Origin of the sequence: Pantoea sp. 22096 (assembly GCF_052045955.1) — a bacterium.
In the GTDB taxonomy this organism is placed as follows: Bacteria; Pseudomonadota; Gammaproteobacteria; order Enterobacterales; family Enterobacteriaceae; genus Pantoea; species Pantoea alfalfae.
Window position 1 is genome coordinate 408,839 of the sequence record NZ_JBQEPW010000002.1, and the last position, 18,775, is coordinate 427,613.

Below are 18,775 nucleotides of genomic sequence, written 5' to 3' on the forward strand. Positions count from 1 at the left end.
GGAATGACGATGAAACTCTCTTTCTGTACGGACAGTCTCGGCCACCTGCCTTATGAGCAGATGCTGGACAAGCTGCTTGAGCTGGGTGTTAACGGCGTTGAAATGACTACCGGAGGCTGGTCTTCAGCACCGCATGTCCCAACGGCTGAGCTTCTGGAAAGCGCATCAAAGCGTCAGCAGTTTCTTCACGCGCTTGAAAGCCGCGGCATGACCATCGCGGCTCTGAACGTTTCCGGGAACCCTCTGGATCCGGGAGATTTGGGGAAATGCCACAGACAGGATACTGAAAATGCACTGCGGCTGGCCGGGGAACTGGGTGTAAAAAAAATTGTAATGATGAGCGGCCTGCCTCCGGCCAGTCCGCATGACACCATCCCGAACTGGATCACCTATACCGTCAGCTGGCCACCCACGCTGAAAAACTGTCTGGACTATCAGTGGAATGAGGTTGCTATTCCATACTGGCGGGATCTGGTCGAGCAGGCGAAGACCAGCGGCGTAGAAAAATTTGCGCTGGAGAACTTCAGTTCAATGCTTGTCTGGAATCCGGAAACCCTGTTCCGGCTGCGTGACGCCGTGGGACCTATGGTTGGACTGAACCTTGACCCCAGTCATCTTATCTGGATGGGTGCCGACCCTATCGCTGCCGCCCGCGCACTTGGACCGGCCATACATCACTGTCACGGTAAAGACGTACGCCTTGAGCGTGGACTGGTTAACATCAACGGTCTGCTCGAAACCAAACCGGTTGAGGACGTCGCAAACCGCGCCTGGAACTATGTGGCTGTAGGTTGTGGTCAGGACCTTCAATGGTGGAAAGAGTTCTTCTCGGTCGTACGCATGATGGGCTACAACGACTGGGTTTCACTGGAGATGGAGGATTTAACCATGTCCGTTGAGGCAGGTGTTACCTCATCAGTTGCTGCGTTACAGCAGACTATCAGTCAGTAGTTTTTCCCCTTAAGGCTGCCGTAAAGCGGCAGCCTTATCAAAAATATGTTCATGCCTGAACAGACCATTAAAAAATGTACCCCACATAGCCTAATCTTCAGATGGAGTAGCCTGATGGAACATTATATTTCGAAAAATCCTGCCTCCGGCCCCAACAGTAAAGTACGAACTGAACCTCTCGTGAAGGTCATTACCGCCATTGCTACTTTAGGCGGTTTGTTGTTCGGTTATGATACCGGCGTGATTTCAGGTGCATTACTTTTTATGGGGCCTGAACTACAGCTAACCCCCTTCACCACAGGTCTGGTAACCAGTTCACTGTTAGTGGGCGCGGCTACAGGCGCGCTGATTTCAGGTGGACTGGCAGATCGCCTTGGCCGTCGTAATATCATCCTTATCCTTGCTGTCATTTTTGCTCTGGGAGCGCTGGGAACAGCCGTTGCGCCTAACCTGGAAGTTATGCTCATTTCCCGCGTGGTTCTCGGACTGGCAGTCGGTGGCGCTGGAAGTACCGTGCCTGTTTACCTGGCAGAAATTGCACCAGCAAACAGGCGCGGACAGCTTGTCACCATCAGCGAATTAATGATTGTCTCCGGTCAGATGCTGGCTTACATCTCGAATTTCGCGCTCAATGCACTCTGGGGTGGCGAAAACACCTGGCGCTGGATGCTGGGCATTGCCACGCTACCGGCAGTCGTTCTCTTTTTGGGTATGCTTTTTATGCCTGACTCTCCCCGCTGGTATGCGCTTAAAGGGCGCTTTGCTGAGGCTCGCCGTATTCTGAGCCGGACACGAGCAAAAGAAGATGTAGATTGGGAAATGATGGAAATCGAAGAAAATTTGTCGGAAGAAGCGCAGCAAAAAGGTTCGTTGCAGGATTTACGTACGCCCTGGATGTGCAAAGTTTTTTTTATCGGTCTCACCTTTGCCTTTTTCCACGCAGCAACGGCCGTTAACAGCATCATGTATTATGCCCCCATTATCCTACAGAATACCGGTATGAGCACGAATGCCTCACTGTTTGCGACCATAGCTAACGGTGTGGTGTCAGTCATCATGGTTCTGATCGGCATTGTTTTGCTGGGTTATATCGGTCGTCGGACCATGGCTGCGATGGGCCAGATAGGGTGCACCTGCTGCCTGTTTCTTCTCGCCGCCATATCGGCTTTTATGCCGGAACATATGGGTAACGATGTCAATCTGTTACGCAGTTATTTCATTCTTGGGGCAATGTTACTGTTCCTCTGCTTCATGCAGGGCTTCTACTCACCTGTTATCTGGCTAATGTTGTCAGAAATGTTTCCGAGTAAAATTCGCGGTATATGTATGGGCGGCGCAGTATGTGCGCTCTGGTGCTCTAATGTCATAATCACTATGTCTTTTCCGGTACTTCTTTCCTCATTCGGGCTTGCCTGCACATTTGGCATCTATGGCATCGTAGGAGTTTTAGGCAGCGCTTTTGTTCTGAAATTCATCCCGGAAACCCGCGGCCGAAGTCTGGAGCAAATTGAGCATTATCTGCGCGATATTTATAAGGATAAAAAAGGAGTGAAGTCGGCACTGTCTGAATAATTCAGATTTATAAATTCACAGAAATATTGAAAAAAATGAGGCATGAAATAGCGCTTTTTATGACCTGCTGAACTGCTCACCGCTATTTAGCTTAGCAGGATGATGGAACGTCAGCTTCTCGCACAAAGTGGAAATGCGTGCTGACAGGTACGCTATGAGCGAGGAGCGGACGTTTACCAACGTTAACCTGCATATACTCAATTTTTGCCACTCTATATGCTGCTACCGGCACGTTTATCAGAAAAAATCGACATGCAATCCGCGCATCTGCTGGAACAAAATGCGTGCACAGAGCAATATTTCGACCTGTTATTTTGCCGGAAATGAAGTTTTCTAGGCCTGTTATTACTTCATCTGGAGAATTTATCCACAGGTACGTTAGATATCCTTAAGGATGTCAGGAAACCGTTCAAAACGCATTTTGCCTGCTGTCACCGGTATATAATAATCCCCCCAAAAATGGGATGACATGAGGTTTGCCTCGTGGTCCGGCCCCACAATAAACAGGTCGTCACCTTCACGCCGGGCTTCAGCACGGCGCGGCAGAATGTGCCGATAAACATTCATCTGCATTTCAGTCAACTCTGCCGCACTACCTTCAAACGGAAAGCGCAGGAACATGCCCGGACTGGATGCATTCTGCCCGCCATGCTCATCTTTATCCTCGCGACAGCCAAAGGTCAGTATCAGTCGGATGTTGCCGGAGGAGCTGTCAGGTTCAAACCGTTCTGCGAACCAGGTGGGTGATTCTCCGCGAAGGAGGCGCGCCGCCTTTTTAAGGCCCTGCTCACGCTGATCCGTGTGGAAAGCAATAGAGTAGAGGTCGGCGCTTTCACACTGGTAGCTAAAGGTCACATCAGAAAGCGAGGGCGCGCTGAGCCATGCTGTTTCCGGTTCCGGCATGGTGCGAGCGGATGATAAGAGGCTGGGCTGCAGGCCGTGAAAATGCCACTCTTTCGTCTGCCTGTAACGCGCCGGGGGCAGACAAAAATATTTTGTAAAGGTCCGGGTGAAAGCTTGCTGATTGGTAAAGCCGAACTGTTCAGCCGCATGGATGACAGGTGCGCCGGTCATTTTCAGCAGGATAGCCGATTCAGACAGTCTGCGTTCGCGAATGTAGGTGGCCAGTTTCATGCCAGTTTCCTGGCGAAACAGTCGCTGGAGATGCCACTTGCTGTAACCGGACTTCTCTGCCACTTCGTCGAGGATGATTTTTTTATCAAGATTCTCTTCAATCCAGACAATGAGATCGTGGGTAAAACTTTTCATTTGTATTGGCCCCGGAGCATCATAAAATTACGTATCTATTGTTGAATGCCTGAGACAGGAAAGCCGCTGGTTATTATTCATCGAAACGTTTTACGTAAAGCCTTAAAGGCCCTGACACACGTTAAGTCGCGTGTGTCAGGGCAGCGAACCTGCTGCAAAAAATCTTTATATCAGTAAGGCGGGTAAAAGCGTGCTCGTGAAGAAAATGTCAGCATCTCAAGAGCCTTGATTCTTTTTTATTGGGGGTTCTTTGCTGAAGCAATCAGCGCACTTTTATTTTCAGTCAAGTATTCCCGCACCGTTTTCGCTGGCCTGCCGAGAATATAAGGAAGATCGTTTTGCACCATCGACATATAGGACATCCTGCCATCAAGCATCTGGGTAACGAAATCAATGTTTGCACTGGCATACCAGCTGTCAGCACCTTGAGAAATAAGTGAATCGATCAGCTGACGGAAGCCTTCCAGTCCTTTGTCTTCGCACCTGATTTCAAGCCCGGTCACCTCACTCATCAGCACGGCTATTTCTTCACCGTTCAAACTTTCCACGCTCAGCCAGTAATGCTGTCCGGCATGACGCGCAGGCCCATCGAAGAGCACTTTTGCAGCGACGGCGGCAATGTCCTCGGGCGCGATATAGCCGACTCTCCGATCGCCCCAGTAAGTTGTGTAGTTGAAATTTTTGGGGATGTAAAGGCCGGTGAATACATTCATAAACATATTTGGATGGAGATGCGTCCAGGCAATGCCACTCGCCTCAATATATTTTTCAATCATCTGGTGCCATACAAAGTGGGCATCCGTGGTATCCCATTCAGCGAACACACCCACATGAACGATATGGCTCACACCTGACTTCTTGGCTGCATCCACCAGGGTTTTACTCTGCGTGAGCATGGCAACGCTGTAGCCGGTTAAGAGGAAGACGCGATCAACGCCCGCCATCGCGAGCGCGAAGGTCTCCGGTTTATCGAGATCGAGATAAACGCCATCTTTTCCTTCCCTGCGCAGCTGGTTTACCGTGTCTTGCTTGCGTGAAGCGATGCGCAGATGAACATCTTTATCGTCAAGTTCTTTGACGATATGGCTACCGATAGTTCCGGTAGCGCCCAGAACAAGGACGACGGGCTTCTGATGTATTGTCATGAGTACAATACCTTATTCAGTTGGTTGATAGAGCGTCAGGGCAACGCCACGTTTCAGGAAAGGAGATGTCTGAATCCCCCACAACGGGCTGCATACTTTGCCCGCTACGTCAGCTACATAAAGAGCGCGCGCGTCAGACGCACGGCGTAGTCCGCGTCGGGGTTGGTAGTGCTGTCGCCAACCCGTTCCATGATCGCCTCGATCGCGAGGTCGCGGCGTTTCGGCAGGCGGCCCCGCTCGGCTGCGGCCAGGGCATCGGGCACCTCATCGCGCGCCAGATCCGTACAGTAAACTGGTGCGCCGGGCTGCTGGCGCCATGATTCGCTGAGCGGTCCCGAATAAACCGCGTCGAGCCCGGTCTCGTCGACCAGTCTCATCGCCACATCACGTTCCCGCTCGCCGTTGGCTGCAACGGGAATGGCGATCCGCCCGGTCGATCCTGCAGGGACACCCTTCTGTGCGAAGGAGGCGGAGGTGATGGCGTTCCACGCTTTGGCAATGGGACGACCCAGCTGCCCTGCAACCCACTCACTCTCGGTTTGTCCGGCTTCGATGTCAGCGATTTCGCCGTCACGTTTGGGATAGTAGTTCGATGTGTCGATGACAACGGTGCTGGCAGGCACGCTCGCGAACAGCGGAGCGATCTTCGTAATGGCGCTGAGCGGCGTCGACAGGATTACCACGTCGACCCCCGTCACTGCTTCAGTGGACGTAACGGCCTGAGCGCCGTAGGTCAGGATGTCGCCTTCGATCGTGTCAGGGCCGCGCGAATTGGCAACCTTTACGTCATGACCAGCAGCGCTGAGTTTCATAACCAGCGTTATGCCAATGTTACCTGTGCCCAGTATGCCAATCTTCATGATGTCATCCTCGTAATGAGCAATTGCCGTTTGGGGGCGGGCAAAATGATGCCGCCCTGGTGTTTCAGTCGTGGAAAGTCACGCTGGTGTCCACCGGTACGCGATCCATACGGATCCGGTTGCCGGGTGCCGCTTCGTCCGGGTAGCCGAAAGAGATGCCAAAGAGCAATTTCAACTCATCGGGAATGCCGAGGAATTCACGGATTGTCTCGGCAAAAAAACCAAGCGCAGTTTGGGGAATACCACCGAGACCGCGCGCCGCGAGCGACAGCAGGAAGGTTTGGCCATACATACCTATGTCACCTGCAACACGGACATTGTCACCAAATGAGGGCATAAACAGGAACGCGACCTGGGGAGCATTAAAGAACGAGTAGTTCATCGCGCCCACGCGACGCCGCCCCTCCTTGTCCTCGCGCATCACGTTCATGGCTTCATAATAGGCCTTGCCCAGCGCGTCGTTACGCTTACGATATTCGCCGTAGTAGTCGTTCTGGTCGAAAGAGAAGTCCGGCGTGAATTCTCCGGCGTCGTTTTTGGCGTGCAGGATTTGAGATAGCTGCTTAAGCTTTTCGCCGCGGACAATGTGAGTATTCCAGGGCTGCGTATTGCAGTTGGACGGCGCGCACTGGGCATCCTCCAGCACCTCGCGGATAAGGCTTAACGGCACGGGCTTGTCGAGAAAGCCACGGATAGAGTGACGCGCGTGGGCTGCCTCGCTAAATGGCAGTGTCTCATCTGATGATGTTTCGGTTCGGAGATGGACTGCAGTCATAGTCATAAAGGTTTCCTTTGTATGAGAGTTAGTGGTGATTACCACTTCGCACAAACATCTCTTGCTTACTAGACCATAGCGCACTAGATAAAATGGTGCAAAAAGGGCATGTACAGTCTCTTTAATCCTGTCGTGGTCTACTGAGATCGCGCAAGGTGTCGCGAAGCTCGATCATTCCCGCTTCGTCCAGTTTACAGGCGCTCTTGATCTTCTGACTAACGCTCAGGATTTCTTCCCGGATGCTCTCGACGCGAGGGGTCAGATCGACCAGCACACGTCGTTCATCGTTTGGGTCACGAGTACGAGTAACAAATCCTGCACTTTCAAGGCGTTTGACAAGAGGCGTGATCGTCCCCGTGTCCATGTCGAGACAGGCACCAAGCGTGCCCACAGATAAGGGCGATCCGTTCAGCAGTCTGAGCATCACCAGGTATTGCGGGAACGTCAGGCCTAACGGCTCCAGGAAGGGCTTGTGCATCCTGGCCATACGGTTAGCCGCTCCATAGAGAGCAAAAGAGAGCTCCATACCAACGCTGCGGGATTGTGTCATCATTAATTCGCCTGATATCTTCTAGTGCACTAGATTAAACCAGCTTGAAATAATTTCAAGTGCTGTAGTCGGCTGTGTGGGTAATAAAGCGTCAACCGTGCCGCGAATTATAAGCTTTGATTGCCTTTCTGGATGAGCGGGTGAAAGAAGCCAGGGCTGCTCAGCAATTAACGTAACATGAAAGTTGCAACGTCCGCTTTTGGCACAAACCGGATGGAATCAGATAAACGTCCGCTATGAGCGAAGAGCGGACTTAGCTGTAAACGATAAAGGCTGTCGACTACGATATCCGCGCTGCAAGCTGAATATATGAGCAAGAGCAGATTTTGTGCATCCCCTGGGCGAGGTGCGTCTGGTGAGCAGAATCTTTGATGGATAACATCTTTCAATAGTACCAGAGGCTACCTCATCGCAAACTTTGCAACAGTACTCCGTTGTAACATCGACATGGTTCATCGTCGGGCTCGTAAGAGAGTTGCTATGCTCAGACTATAGGCCTGAAAAGCCTACGATCCCAGTGGCAGGCCATATAGTCTGCCCCTGGGACCGAAAATCACGCGTCAGCACCGCCTAAAACGTTGTCTAGTTGCATTTCTTTCAACACCCGGTCTTGAATGGGTTGTTTAGCCGCGTTAATTTCATCAACCCCCCAGACTAAGCCAACCGCCGTGCGTGTCGGGCGTTTGCCTTCAGGCATATCGGCGAGCGCTAAATAGGCATCTACGACCCTTTGTGGATCAGGTGCCTGATCGCTCTGCATAAATTTCCCGAATTCTTCGAACATAGCAGCAGGAATATCGGCTAATTCACCGTAGCTGTTCAGTATGTCTGTGCGTGACGGTTGTTGTCCTGCTGCACTCAGACCTGTGGGGAATGGGCCAGGTTGTACGATGGCAATATCGATCCCGAATGGTGCCAATTCGTAGCGTAACCCCTGGAGGTAGCCTTCCAAAGCGTGTTTAGTCGCGGCGTAGGTAGAAAAATATGGCGCTGAAATTTGGCCAACCATGGATGAGGTGTTGATGATCAGGCCTGACCTGGCTTCACGCATAGCAGGTAAAACTGCCTGAATAGTACGCATAGCGCCATAGTAGTTGGTTTCCATCTGCGCGCGAGCCTGGGCAATGCTAAATGCTTCTGTAATGCCGAGGTACATTACACCCGCATTGTTTAGCAAAACATCAATTTTGCCCGCTTTTTCTAGTACGCTTGCAATCGCTGTTTCGACCGATTCGTCATTGGTAACATCCATATCGACTACATGGATGGAATCGCTGTACGCTTCTAATTCAGCCTTAACTGTAGCGTTCTTGCCTTCTGGGCCGCGCATCGTGGCGAACACCTGGTAGCCTCTATCTGCAAAATCTTTTACTGACTTTTGACCAAATCCACTGCTGCTTCCTGTGACCACTATGCTTTTCTTTTCTACACTCATTTTTACTTTCCTGTTGGATTGAAAATTAAATACCGGCTGGTACAATAAAAGGTAATGTATGATCTGTCAAATTAAAATACCGGGCAGTATAAAATGAATTTGAACCCAACTAAACCTTCCCGAGGGCGGCCTAAGACCCTTGATCGTGACCATGTTTTAGATGTAGCAATGGATTCTTACTGGAAAGAGGATATAGGCAGTTTATCCCTTAACGAAATTTGCAGGAGATCGGGTGTATCGAAGCCTGGCCTTTATCGTGAATTTACGAATGAAGATGGCTTGATGAAAGCTGTTCTTATCAGGTACGAGGAACAAGTGCTCAGTCCTGTGCAAGAGATGTTAAATAGTAACTCTCCGTTTCGGGAAGCACTTGATAATCTGGTGTTATTTGCCACGTCAGCGAGTTGTCACCATGAGTCTCCCATGGGGTGTCTTTTTGTAAAAATGCGTGAGGCACGGATGCACTTAGGCGAAGCAACTCGCGCCCAGGTCGATTTACTTGAGGAGCAAGGCTTATCCACTTTCAAAGAATGGGTGAAGCGCTCAAAAGCCAATGGAGAATTTTCGGCCGATATGTCTCCAGAGTTTGCCGCTACTTATATCGACGCACAGTTAACTAATGCTTCGTCACTGCTCGCTCATGGGGAAGATCCGCAAACTGTGAAGAAGATATTATTAGTCTCTTTTTCTATGCTGGGATGACTATTTCAGGTGCTGTTGCAAAGATCGTCGCATTGATAAACTTTGCAGCCATTTTCACCAGTCACTACGCTACTCGTGAACATATTTAAAGGCGCCATTTTCAGTGAGACATCATTCTCCTGGCAGTACGCTGGTACTGCAAATATGGCATTAGCTATCGTGAACGGCTGGAGATGGCCTGCTCCCCGCAGATTAGTACATCCCGATGTTAACAACGTCCACTTCTGGCACAAAGCGGACGCGCATGTCAGGTCCGCTATGAGCGAGGAACGGACGTTGAGTGCAAAAGAACAGCAACACGCGATAATGGGGCTGGCTTTATCTTGTTTTGTGAGCCTGACATTACCGGGCATTACGACATTTCATGTATAAGAAATATTTCCCCAGAGCACGGTACGCATGAAAAATTCTATGTTCAGATTTTCCCCGACATTTTTACTCTTTTTGCTTGCCTCTTCAGCCACCGCACAAAATATCTCCCCCGAAATTACGACGCAATTTGGTAAGGTCAAAGGCGAAGACCATCACAATACGCTGTCATGGACCGGTATTCCTTATGCGAAAGCCCCGGTCGGAGAACTGCGCTGGAAAAAACCGGTTTCTCCGGACGCATCAAACACCGTCTTCGATGCGACCCGGCCCGCCGCCGACTGTATCCAGGTATCCCCTAACGGAGTCAAAGGTAATGAGGATTGCCTGAATCTCAATATCTATCGCCCAACTGGGACCAGCACCCCGCTTCCGGTGCTGGTTTATATACACGGCGGCAATAATCAGCTGGGCAGTTCCAGTGAGTTTGCTCCGGCGTTTATCGCTGAAAAATACAATGCTGTGATTGTTACCGTAAATTATCGTCTGGGCGCACTCGGCTTTAATCCATTAAAAGCCCTTAACGATGGCAACCCGCTGAATGATTCCGGAAACTACAGCTTACTCGACATCAAAAAATCACTGGAGTGGATCAAAGATAATATTCAGGCTTTTGGTGGTGACACAAATAATATTACCGTCTCCGGATTTTCGGCTGGCGGCAGAGACGTGATGGCGATGCTTATATCACCCTATTTTAAAAATACCTTCGACAAAGCCATTGTTTTCAGTGGCGGCATGACCACCTCTGACAAACATGAAGCGGAAAGCGTGTTCGCGCAAAGACTAGCACCTCTGGTAGTCAAACATGGCATTAAACCAGATGCCGGGGCGGCGAAAATCTGGCTCCTGTCAGGCTCGCCAGAGGTCCGTCATTTTCTCTATCAGCTCCCCGCCGCAGAACTGGCAATGCTGTTTGGCGATGCGGGGATTCGCATGAATCAATTTCCCCATCTCTACCGCGATGGTGTGGTGATCCCGAAGGATGGCTTTGAGACCAAAAAATATAATGCCGTCCCAGCCATTATGGCCACAGGGCAACAGGAGTTTTCTTTCTTCGCCCGTAACGACCCTATGTTTGCCACACAGGTGAAAGACGGTACGCTTGAAAACAACACCACCTTGCTGAATAAATACGCCTTTGCAAATCACTATGGCGGGCTGCTATACAGCCTGTTTAATGTTAATCAGTCTGCTGAGGTGATGTATAAAAATTATCACGCGCCGCTGTATGGCATGGAGTTCCGCTATGGCACGGATGCGTTTGTTACTGGTGACAAATTATCCGCCATTGGTTCTTTCCACGGCGTGTTTATGCCTTTTTGGGATAAAGATAAGTATGCTGAATTTACGCAGGATGCGCTGAAGCTAAAAGGCTCCAGGGCACTAGGAGAATCTTTTAATACCTACATTAAAAACTTCCTGGCAACAGGGTCACCAAACGATCAGACCCTTCCGGAATGGAAGAAATGGACTCCGGAAAATGCAGCTGCGGGGGAATCACTTCTGATGATGGATGCCAACAGGCAGAAAGCCATCATCTACATGAGCAACAAGACCTATAGTTATAAAGATATTCTCACCCGCATTGAGCAGGACAACTCCTTGTCAGCTGTAGACAAAAACTTTGTTATCAAAAACGTGCTGAACAATCGCTGGTTCAGCGCACCGCTTGATCAACACTTCAGCCACTAATCCGATGCCTCCTGCTATTGCAGGAGGCAAATTTTTTACTCAGCGAGCGAACTGTAGATTATTTTGCGTACTTTGCTGTTATTAGCTCCTGTTAATGTGCCACCGTATAGCTTTGCCGCAACCTTCATTCCAGGGCTTCCAGCATCACCCCTTCGGTTTCCGACACATTACGCTGAATGTAAATCGTGCTCTGTGCTCAGATGACGCCATATCGATTTAAACGCCAGAGCCCGAAAGTTTATTGATGTGATTTCTCTTTTTCTCGCTGGCTCTGGTCATAAAATCTGGCTCAGTATGCTGAGTTAACCGCCTTTGCAGTCTTTTTCCCGAATGTCTGCCGAACGAACTTCACACACTGCCAACTTGTTCAATTAAACCTATCAACCTGACTGCACCAGCCTGGCATTAAACTGAAGACAACGCTTACAACGGTAAGTGCGTAGTCCGCTATGAGCGAAGAGCGGACCTTTAAAAAGCAATATTTGATGGATTGATTGTAAAGAGCTAAATGATTAACATCTGCTCTTTCGGATAAAGAAAATGACTGTTAACGATTCCCTCTTCGCATTCTCTCTCGCAGCACTGTTACTTACCCTGACTCCCGGCCTCGATACGGCACTTATTCTGCGCACCGCTTGTGCTGAGGGCGGCAAAAAGGCATTTCACGCTGCGCTTGGCATTGATGCTGGATGTTTTGTATGGGGCGCGCTGGTCGCGTTAGGACTTGGTGCTCTTCTGGCGGTTTCAGAGATGGCTTACACTCTGCTCAAAGTTTGTGGCGCGGTCTACCTGAGCTGGCTGGGCTTACAACTGCTGATACGTCCTCGATCATCTTTCAGTGATGGCGATGACAACAATGCTTCTCAGGGAAACGGATTTATCAGAGGAATGCTGGGGAATGTGCTTAATCCTAAAATGGGTATTTTCTATATCTCTTTTTTGCCACAGTTCATACCTGCCGGTCACTCTCCTTTGATATGGACTTTTATCCTGGTCAGCATCCATGTAGCGATTGGAACTATATGGTCACTTACACTCATTTTATCCACACATTTTGCGTCAGCCGTATTGAAGAAAAGTCGCGTTGTCCAGGTGATGGATAGAGCAACAGGCGGCTTATTTTTATGCTTCGCGGCTAAACTTGCTATGAGCACGAGATAGCCTTGGGCTGGTTGTAAACGTCCGCTTCTGGCACAAAGCGGACATGCGAGATGGGTAAGGTCCGCTATAAGCAAAAGAATGACCACTCGTCAACTTTGACCACTAACGCTGGATGGCTATCGTTATTTTCTCGCTATGGGATGCAGTTTTAGCGGATCAATTCGTCTGCTCAAAATCACCTCTGAAGAAGACAGATCTGTAATGACCATGTCCATATCGGTGAGGGAGAACATCTTGTAAAGGGTGTTGCTGCCATAACTTTGGCTGTCTGCCAGCATGATGCATTTGCGTGATGCGCTAATGATTGCATCGTAATAAGACGTTCTAAATTCATCATGATGAAATACGCCTTTATCATCCCATGATTCCGGCGCAATGAATGCTTTTTCAAAATTGAGGCTTTTTAAGGTTTCAAGTGCGACGCGTTGATGAAAGGTGTTGTCATGGCGACTTAGTTTTCCACCTATAAAAAATAGCGCAGCGCTGCTGTGGGCCATCACATGCTGTGCAATAGAAAAGTCATTTGTGACAATAGTCATCTCATCGCTATAGGGAAAAAACATGGCCAGCTCTAAGGTCAGTTTCCCGCCATCGATATAAACCACCTTACTGTCGCCAAGGTAGCTCAACGCAGCACGAACCAGCGCGTTAGAATCAGCGGCTTTAGCCAGTTTATGCACAGGCGCTTCATCTCCTGACTTAACCCCACCGCGCGTGGACGTGATGATGCCACGCGCACTGAGTTGCTCAATATCCCGCCGAATGGTCATCACCGTGACATTCAGCATATCCGACAGCTCACGGAGGCTAACAAAATGTTTGATGGATACCATTTCGAGTATCCGTTGATGACGTTCAGCAGGAATCATAGCCCTCCTCATCAGACAGGAATAATGCCAAAAACAACTGCAGCGAAAAGCGCACAGACACTCATGATCCAAATTTTCATCATGGAGTGACGAATATGTTCGCCGACCTGAAGATTAAGCAGACCTAACCCAAGATGCGTCGCCGGTATTACGGGACTTAACAGCAGACCAATTTGTTCAGTTATCAACATGGCGATAGTGACGTGCAGTGGTGAGACGTCAAAACTTTGCCCAAGGCCCACGGCGAGAGGAAGAAGAGCAAAATAAAATGCATCTGAACCAATCAGGATAACGATCGGCACGCTAAATGCCGCCAGAATAACATAGAGATAAGGTCCTAAGCTGGAAGGGAGTACCGCAGCAAGTTCATTTACCAGAACCTTAACAATCCCCGTATTCTGTAGGATGCCAACAAATACACCAATAGTTAAGAAAATTACAATTACCGGGAAAATGGTCAGCGCATAATCTTTTATTTTCTGCTGTGCTTTTTTGGCATCAGGGTAATTAATCATTACTGCCAGTGAGAAAGCGATCATGAACAGGAAGTTACCGGCAACTAAGCCTGAGACCAGAATAACAATGGTGGCGATGACCAGTACAAAGTTCGCACGTAACAACCACGGATTGTGATCTCCTGTGCTGGCCAGCATCTCCTGACGCATCACCAGAAAAGCTTCCTTACTGATCCCTGAGCCGCTTCTATTTTCAACTCTGGCCATGTACCAGCACAGAACAACACCCAGCACGAACAACACAACCTGCAGCGGGATCAATTTGTAATAGACTTCAAGGATATCGAGATGGGTTACGGCAATCGCGCGATTAAGCGAGCCACCCCAGGGAGTTATTCCCGTTACGCCAACACCGACAGTTACCAGCATCAATAAAGTTTTACGGCTGATATTCATCTTTTCATAGATGGGCAGCAATGCAGGTACGGTAACCAGCAAAGTTGCGTAGGCATTGCCATCAAGACTACAAACTGAGGCAATAACAAGAGTCGCCAGCAATACTGAGAAAGTAGATTGCGTTACGAAGCGCAGGATAAAACGCACAATAACGTCAAAGACACCCGCCTCTTTCATTAGGGTAAAGAACATGGCGCTAAAGGCAACAAGTGTGGCGGTTCCTACCACTGACTTTAATCCGGAGGCGACATAACCACCCAATTCTTTAAAACCAAATCCACAGACCAGAGCAGCAACGGTGGGTAAAAAAATAAACAATACACTGGGTGGAAACTTATTCTTCAATAAGCACCATGTCAGTATAATGAACATGACGATCCCGGTGATAAGCATTAAAGACATGAATTGTCCTTTAAATTTTCAGGGCATTAGATGTATGAAAACACTGTGCAGGGAGTCTGCACAGCTTTAAAATAATTATTTATTTCATATTAAATAGCGCATTCAACTCATCAATATTTTCGGAGGTTAATATTTTCATACCATAGGGTTTAAGAACGAAGTACAGTTTTGCTGTTTCTTCTAACTCTTCTGCATTGAATACCGCTTCGCGAATGTTTTTACCTGAAATAATTGGGCCATGATTAGCCAGCAGAATTGAATTATGCTCCTTAGCTAATCTTTCCACATGGACTGCAATATCCGGAGAGCCTGGACGAATGTAGGGAACGACAGGTAACTTGCCTACTCGCATCACGTAATAAGGTGTGATGGCGGGCAATGCATTGTCGAGATCGAGGTCAGGCAGGCAGGATAACGCGGTTAACCAGGGAGAATGCAGATGCACAATACCGCCACACGCTGGACGCTGGCGATAAATGGCCAGATGCATCAGTACCTCTTTTGAAGCCTTTTGACCAGAAACTAAGTCACCGGTCATGGTCACTTTACTAAGTTCATCAGGATCCAGATCGCCAAAGCTTGAATTAGTGGGTGTGGCGAGAATATGACCATCGGGTAATTTAAGACTAATATTTCCAGCACCACCACTACTGTAGCCGCGTTCAAACAGGGAGCGTGCGTAGCGAACTAAATCCTGACGTAATTGCACTTCGCTCATTTCATATACTCCTGTGCTTTTAAGAAGAAATCACTGTTGCCAAAATTGCCTGATTTAAGAATGACCCACTTTTCTTCGTCCAGAACCTGCGTCCACGGCACACCCGGTGCAACAGCATCACCAATTACCATGCCTTTGATATTAAGGCCCTGTGACACCGCGCCTGACGTTTCACCACCGGCTACAATGAATTTGTTGAAACCTTGCTTGCTTAGAGTGCTGGCTAGCGCAGAGAAGAAACCTTCAATCTTTTCACTAACAAATTCCGCACCATAATTCTTTTGAATGATCTCGATTATCTGCGGCGGTTGGGTGGCATAAACCATTGGAGCCAATGAATCATTGGTATGGGTTAACACCCAGCCAGTTACCGTCTGCAGATAGGTGGGTTCATTGAGAATTTTTTCCACATCCAGTGCCAGAGAAGAAGCGCGCTGTTGATAAAAGTTAACTTGCTGGTTAGTCATTGAAGAGCAACTGCCCGACAGAACCACGCTCGCGCCTTCTTTACTGATGGAGAAAGAACGGTTTTCAGCGCGCTTACTCACCGTATCCAGTGCGGCAATCGCATAACCAATGCCTGCAGCTCCGGTAATCAATTTAAAATCTGCTGTCTTACTCGCCACGGTTAACAGGTCGTTGTTATCGAGCACATCGCAGATAACATATTTAAATTTTTCTTGCGCCAGTTTTGCCAACGTATCAGAAATGTCTGCAACATGATTTTTGATCGTGTCGAGACTGATTATTTCGCAACGCCCCGTAGATTGCGCTTCAATCAATTTTTTCAGTGACGACTCTTTCATCGGCGTTACTGGATGATGTTCCATTCCGCTTTGATTGAGTAACTGCCCTTTAACGAATAAATGCCCCTGTAGAATCGTGCGGCCGTTGTCAGGCACTGCCGGGCAAATCAGCGTCATGGTTTCACCAAGATTCTCCATCAGCGCATCAGTAACCGGACCGATATTGCCTTCACTGGTTGAATCAAAAGTTGAGCAGTATTTGAAAAGCTGCCGCTTACAGTCCTGAGCTTTTAGCCAATTGGATGCAGATAATGACTGTGCTACCGCTGTTCTGGCTGGAATCGAACGACTTTTTAGTGCGATAACAACCGCATCGATACCTTCCTGATCAAAAGCCTTAGCAGGAACGCCATTGAACAGCACCACTTTCCAGCCAGCATTCACCATAAAGCTGGCGATGTCAGTGGCACCCGTAAAGTCATCTGCGATGACGCCCAACTTAATCATATGTGTTCCTCAGGAGCGGTAACAAATTGAGCATATATTGCTTTTATGTAAATAAAAGTGCAATCAGGCCTGGGGTTAATTTGTGCTTAAGATCACAAAATAAAGCGCTTTGCATAACATTCCACAAATCACTAAGGGTTATTAAACCTTGTCATATCGGGTATTAATCCTAAAGCTACTAAGCTTTTCATATAACTCACTGATTCAGCGCATAAATGTTCTGATGTGTTTTTTTTGTTTCATAAATGTGATCTCAATCACCTTGCCTTCAGTGCATTTATTGGTATAAAAATGCAATCTAACACTGACCAACCATCTGGAGTATTTATGCGTATTTTGGTTCTGCCTTGTGACGGTATCGGCCCTGAGATCACTTCTGCTGCGGTAACTGTGCTTGAGTCGCTGGATAAAGCGTATGCCCTGAACTTTGAGTTCGACTACGAAGACGTGGGTTTTAAAAGCCTGGAGTTACACGGCACTACGCTGCGACAGGAATCACTCGACCGTGCCAAAACGTATGATGGCATTATCCTGGGTACACAGTCGCACGCTGACTATCCAGCACCGGAAAAAGGCGGTCGTAACGTTTCTGCAGGTTTCCGTATCGGCCTGGATCTTTACGCTAACGTGCGTCCGGCGCGTACTCGTCCATTCCTGACTTCAAATATGAAAGAAGGCAAATCGATGGATCTGGTGATCATGCGTGAGGCGACTGAAGGTTTCTATCCTGACCGCAATATGACGCGTGGCTGGGGTGAAGTGATGCCAAGCCCGGATATGGCGCTGTCGACCCGTAAAATCACCCGTCATTGCTCTGAGCGTATCGCACGCAAGGCATTTGAGCTGGCGATGCAGCGTCGTAAGAAAGTGACTGCTATTCATAAAGCAAATAGCTTCCATATGACGGACGGACTGTTCCTTGAAGCCGTTCGTGATGTCGCGAAAGAGTTCCCTGAAGTTGAGCTGGATGATCTGTTGGTTGATGCATCAACTGCGCACCTGGTGCGTAATCCAGAGCGTTTCGACGTGCTGGTTGCTACCAACTTCTATGGCGACATCATCAGTGACCTGGCAAGTGAATTGTCCGGTAGCCTTGGTCTGGCAGGTTCAATCATGGCCAGCGATACCCATTGCTGCGCTCAGGCTCAACATGGTTCCGCACCGGACATTCAGAATCAGGACAAGGCTAACCCTGTGTCAATGATCCTGTCTGTTGCGATGATGCTGCAGTGGTACGCAGAGAAACACAATCAACCAAAATTCCTCAAAGCTGCTGAAGAGATCAACCGTGCAGTTGACGAAGTGTTGGAAAATCCAGAAACCCGAACGCCGGATCTGGGGGGCAAGTGTGGCACCAAAGCCTTTGCTGACAAAGTGGCTGCATCTATTCGCGCCTGATTTAACGTCATGAGGTTGCCGCAATTCAGCGGCAACCTTCCTTCATGGAGCCGAAGATGAATCAACGTATCGTTTTAATCCATGCAACGCCATTGGCCGTTGAGCCCATCAATCAGGCTTTTGCAGCCCAGTGGCCAGAAGCTGAGATCAGTAATTTATTGGATGATTCGCTGAGTACAGATCGTCGTAAGGTTACTTTGCTAAATGATCGTCTTTATAAGCGGATTGATGCACTGGTTAACTACGCCGAAAGCATTGATGCTGGCGCAGTTTTATTCACCTGTTCTGCGTTTGGCGAGGCCATTGATGCCAGTGCGGCGACACACGAATTGCCTGTTCTGAAGCCGAACGCCGCGATGTTTGAGGCTGCATTCGCTAAAGGTAAAAATATTGTTATGTTGGCAACCTTTGCTCCGGCTGTTGCGGGAATGGAAGCTGAATTCAATGAGCTGGTCCGCCAGGGTTATCGTAAAGCCACGCTCAAAAGTATCGTCGTTGAAGGCGCGCGTGATGCACTTGAGCAGGGTGATGCAAGCCGTCATAACGAGCTACTTGTTCAGGCTGCGCGTGAACATCAAGATGCTGACGCCATATTGCTTGCACATTTCTCAATGGCGATTGCCTGGGATCTGGTGCAGGCCGCTGTAACGTGCCCGGTGCTTAGCAGTCCGCATGCTGCGGTCTCAAAACTGAAAATATTAATGACGAATTAATTTATTCAGTCGAATCTAATTTTTAAA

Annotated in this window: 17 protein-coding genes; 7 read left to right on the top strand and 10 right to left on the bottom strand. The window is 48.8% G+C overall.

Annotation, left to right across the window (positions count from 1 at the left end):
* Positions 1 to 9: 9 nt before the first annotated feature.
* Both ACTJKZ_RS12150 and ACTJKZ_RS12155 read left to right on the top strand, forming a co-directional pair.
* Positions 10 to 951 (top strand): sugar phosphate isomerase/epimerase family protein, encoded by a 942-nt coding sequence (locus ACTJKZ_RS12150; protein WP_161736043.1) that lies wholly within the window; start codon positions 10 to 12, stop codon positions 949 to 951.
* 114 nt (positions 952 to 1,065) lie between these two features.
* Positions 1,066 to 2,523, top strand: a complete 1,458-nt coding sequence (locus tag ACTJKZ_RS12155; protein WP_161736042.1) for a sugar porter family MFS transporter — start codon at positions 1,066 to 1,068, stop codon at positions 2,521 to 2,523.
* A gap of 378 nt (positions 2,524 to 2,901) precedes the next feature.
* On the opposite strand, the gene ACTJKZ_RS12160 is transcribed toward ACTJKZ_RS12155, so the two are convergent.
* The 6 genes from ACTJKZ_RS12160 to ACTJKZ_RS12185 all read right to left on the bottom strand — a co-directional run bounded on the left by ACTJKZ_RS12160 (position 2,902) and on the right by ACTJKZ_RS12185 (position 8,557).
* A complete protein-coding gene (locus ACTJKZ_RS12160) occupies positions 2,902 to 3,792 on the bottom strand; it encodes a helix-turn-helix domain-containing protein (protein ID WP_440829640.1) in 891 nt (296 codons plus the stop codon).
* 236 nt (positions 3,793 to 4,028) lie between these two features.
* Positions 4,029 to 4,937, bottom strand: a complete 909-nt coding sequence (locus tag ACTJKZ_RS12165; protein WP_440829641.1) for an NmrA family NAD(P)-binding protein — start codon at positions 4,935 to 4,937, stop codon at positions 4,029 to 4,031.
* Positions 4,938 to 5,050: 113 nt separating this feature from the next.
* Positions 5,051 to 5,797, bottom strand: coding sequence for an NADPH-dependent F420 reductase (locus tag ACTJKZ_RS12170; RefSeq protein WP_253418061.1), 747 nt, complete (start codon positions 5,795 to 5,797; stop codon positions 5,051 to 5,053).
* Between the two features lie 64 nt (positions 5,798 to 5,861).
* Positions 5,862 to 6,578: a nitroreductase gene (locus tag ACTJKZ_RS12175; RefSeq protein ID WP_440829642.1), complete on the bottom strand. Its 717-nt coding sequence runs from the start codon at positions 6,576 to 6,578 to the stop codon at positions 5,862 to 5,864.
* 115 nt (positions 6,579 to 6,693) lie between these two features.
* Positions 6,694 to 7,125, bottom strand: coding sequence for a MarR family winged helix-turn-helix transcriptional regulator (locus tag ACTJKZ_RS12180; protein WP_161736038.1), 432 nt, complete (start codon positions 7,123 to 7,125; stop codon positions 6,694 to 6,696).
* A 550-nt stretch (positions 7,126 to 7,675) separates the two neighbouring features.
* Positions 7,676 to 8,557 (bottom strand): SDR family oxidoreductase, encoded by an 882-nt coding sequence (locus tag ACTJKZ_RS12185; protein ID WP_440829643.1) that lies wholly within the window; start codon positions 8,555 to 8,557, stop codon positions 7,676 to 7,678.
* A 93-nt stretch (positions 8,558 to 8,650) separates the two neighbouring features.
* Here ACTJKZ_RS12185 and ACTJKZ_RS12190 point away from each other — a divergent pair, with 93 nt between their 5' ends.
* The 3 genes from ACTJKZ_RS12190 to ACTJKZ_RS12200 all read left to right on the top strand — a co-directional run bounded on the left by ACTJKZ_RS12190 (position 8,651) and on the right by ACTJKZ_RS12200 (position 12,484).
* Complete coding sequence (locus tag ACTJKZ_RS12190; protein WP_285088564.1) at positions 8,651 to 9,259, top strand: TetR/AcrR family transcriptional regulator; 609 nt, start codon at positions 8,651 to 8,653, stop codon at positions 9,257 to 9,259.
* Positions 9,260 to 9,658: 399 nt separating this feature from the next.
* On the top strand, positions 9,659 to 11,323 hold the full coding sequence (locus ACTJKZ_RS12195; protein ID WP_440829644.1) for a carboxylesterase family protein: 1,665 nt from the start codon (positions 9,659 to 9,661) through the stop codon (positions 11,321 to 11,323).
* Between the two features lie 540 nt (positions 11,324 to 11,863).
* Positions 11,864 to 12,484: a LysE family translocator gene (locus ACTJKZ_RS12200; protein ID WP_285088560.1), complete on the top strand. Its 621-nt coding sequence runs from the start codon at positions 11,864 to 11,866 to the stop codon at positions 12,482 to 12,484.
* Positions 12,485 to 12,606: 122 nt separating this feature from the next.
* Here ACTJKZ_RS12200 and ACTJKZ_RS12205 read toward each other — a convergent pair whose 3' ends face one another.
* The 4 genes from ACTJKZ_RS12205 to otnK form a co-directional block, all read right to left on the bottom strand.
* Entirely contained in the window at positions 12,607 to 13,353 is a 747-nt protein-coding gene (locus ACTJKZ_RS12205; protein WP_440829645.1) for a DeoR/GlpR family DNA-binding transcription regulator, read from the bottom strand.
* A gap of 11 nt (positions 13,354 to 13,364) precedes the next feature.
* Positions 13,365 to 14,666: an SLC13 family permease gene (locus tag ACTJKZ_RS12210; RefSeq protein ID WP_440829646.1), complete on the bottom strand. Its 1,302-nt coding sequence runs from the start codon at positions 14,664 to 14,666 to the stop codon at positions 13,365 to 13,367.
* Between the two features lie 79 nt (positions 14,667 to 14,745).
* On the bottom strand, positions 14,746 to 15,384 hold the full coding sequence (gene otnC / locus ACTJKZ_RS12215; RefSeq protein WP_440829647.1) for a 3-oxo-tetronate 4-phosphate decarboxylase: 639 nt from the start codon (positions 15,382 to 15,384) through the stop codon (positions 14,746 to 14,748).
* The gene (gene otnK, locus ACTJKZ_RS12220) at positions 15,381 to 16,637 is read right to left on the bottom strand and encodes a 3-oxo-tetronate kinase (protein WP_440829648.1); all 1,257 of its coding nucleotides are present in this window, start codon (positions 16,635 to 16,637) and stop codon (positions 15,381 to 15,383) included. The genes otnC and otnK overlap by 4 nt, the downstream gene beginning before the upstream one ends.
* Positions 16,638 to 16,964: 327 nt before the next feature.
* Between otnK and ACTJKZ_RS12225 the strand changes: the two genes are divergently transcribed.
* A complete protein-coding gene (locus tag ACTJKZ_RS12225) occupies positions 16,965 to 18,035 on the top strand; it encodes an isocitrate/isopropylmalate dehydrogenase family protein (RefSeq protein WP_134187307.1) in 1,071 nt (356 codons plus the stop codon).
* Between the two features lie 56 nt (positions 18,036 to 18,091).
* A complete protein-coding gene (locus tag ACTJKZ_RS12230; RefSeq protein WP_440829649.1) occupies positions 18,092 to 18,748 on the top strand; it encodes an arylsulfatase in 657 nt (218 codons plus the stop codon).
* Positions 18,749 to 18,775: the final 27 nt, after the last annotated feature.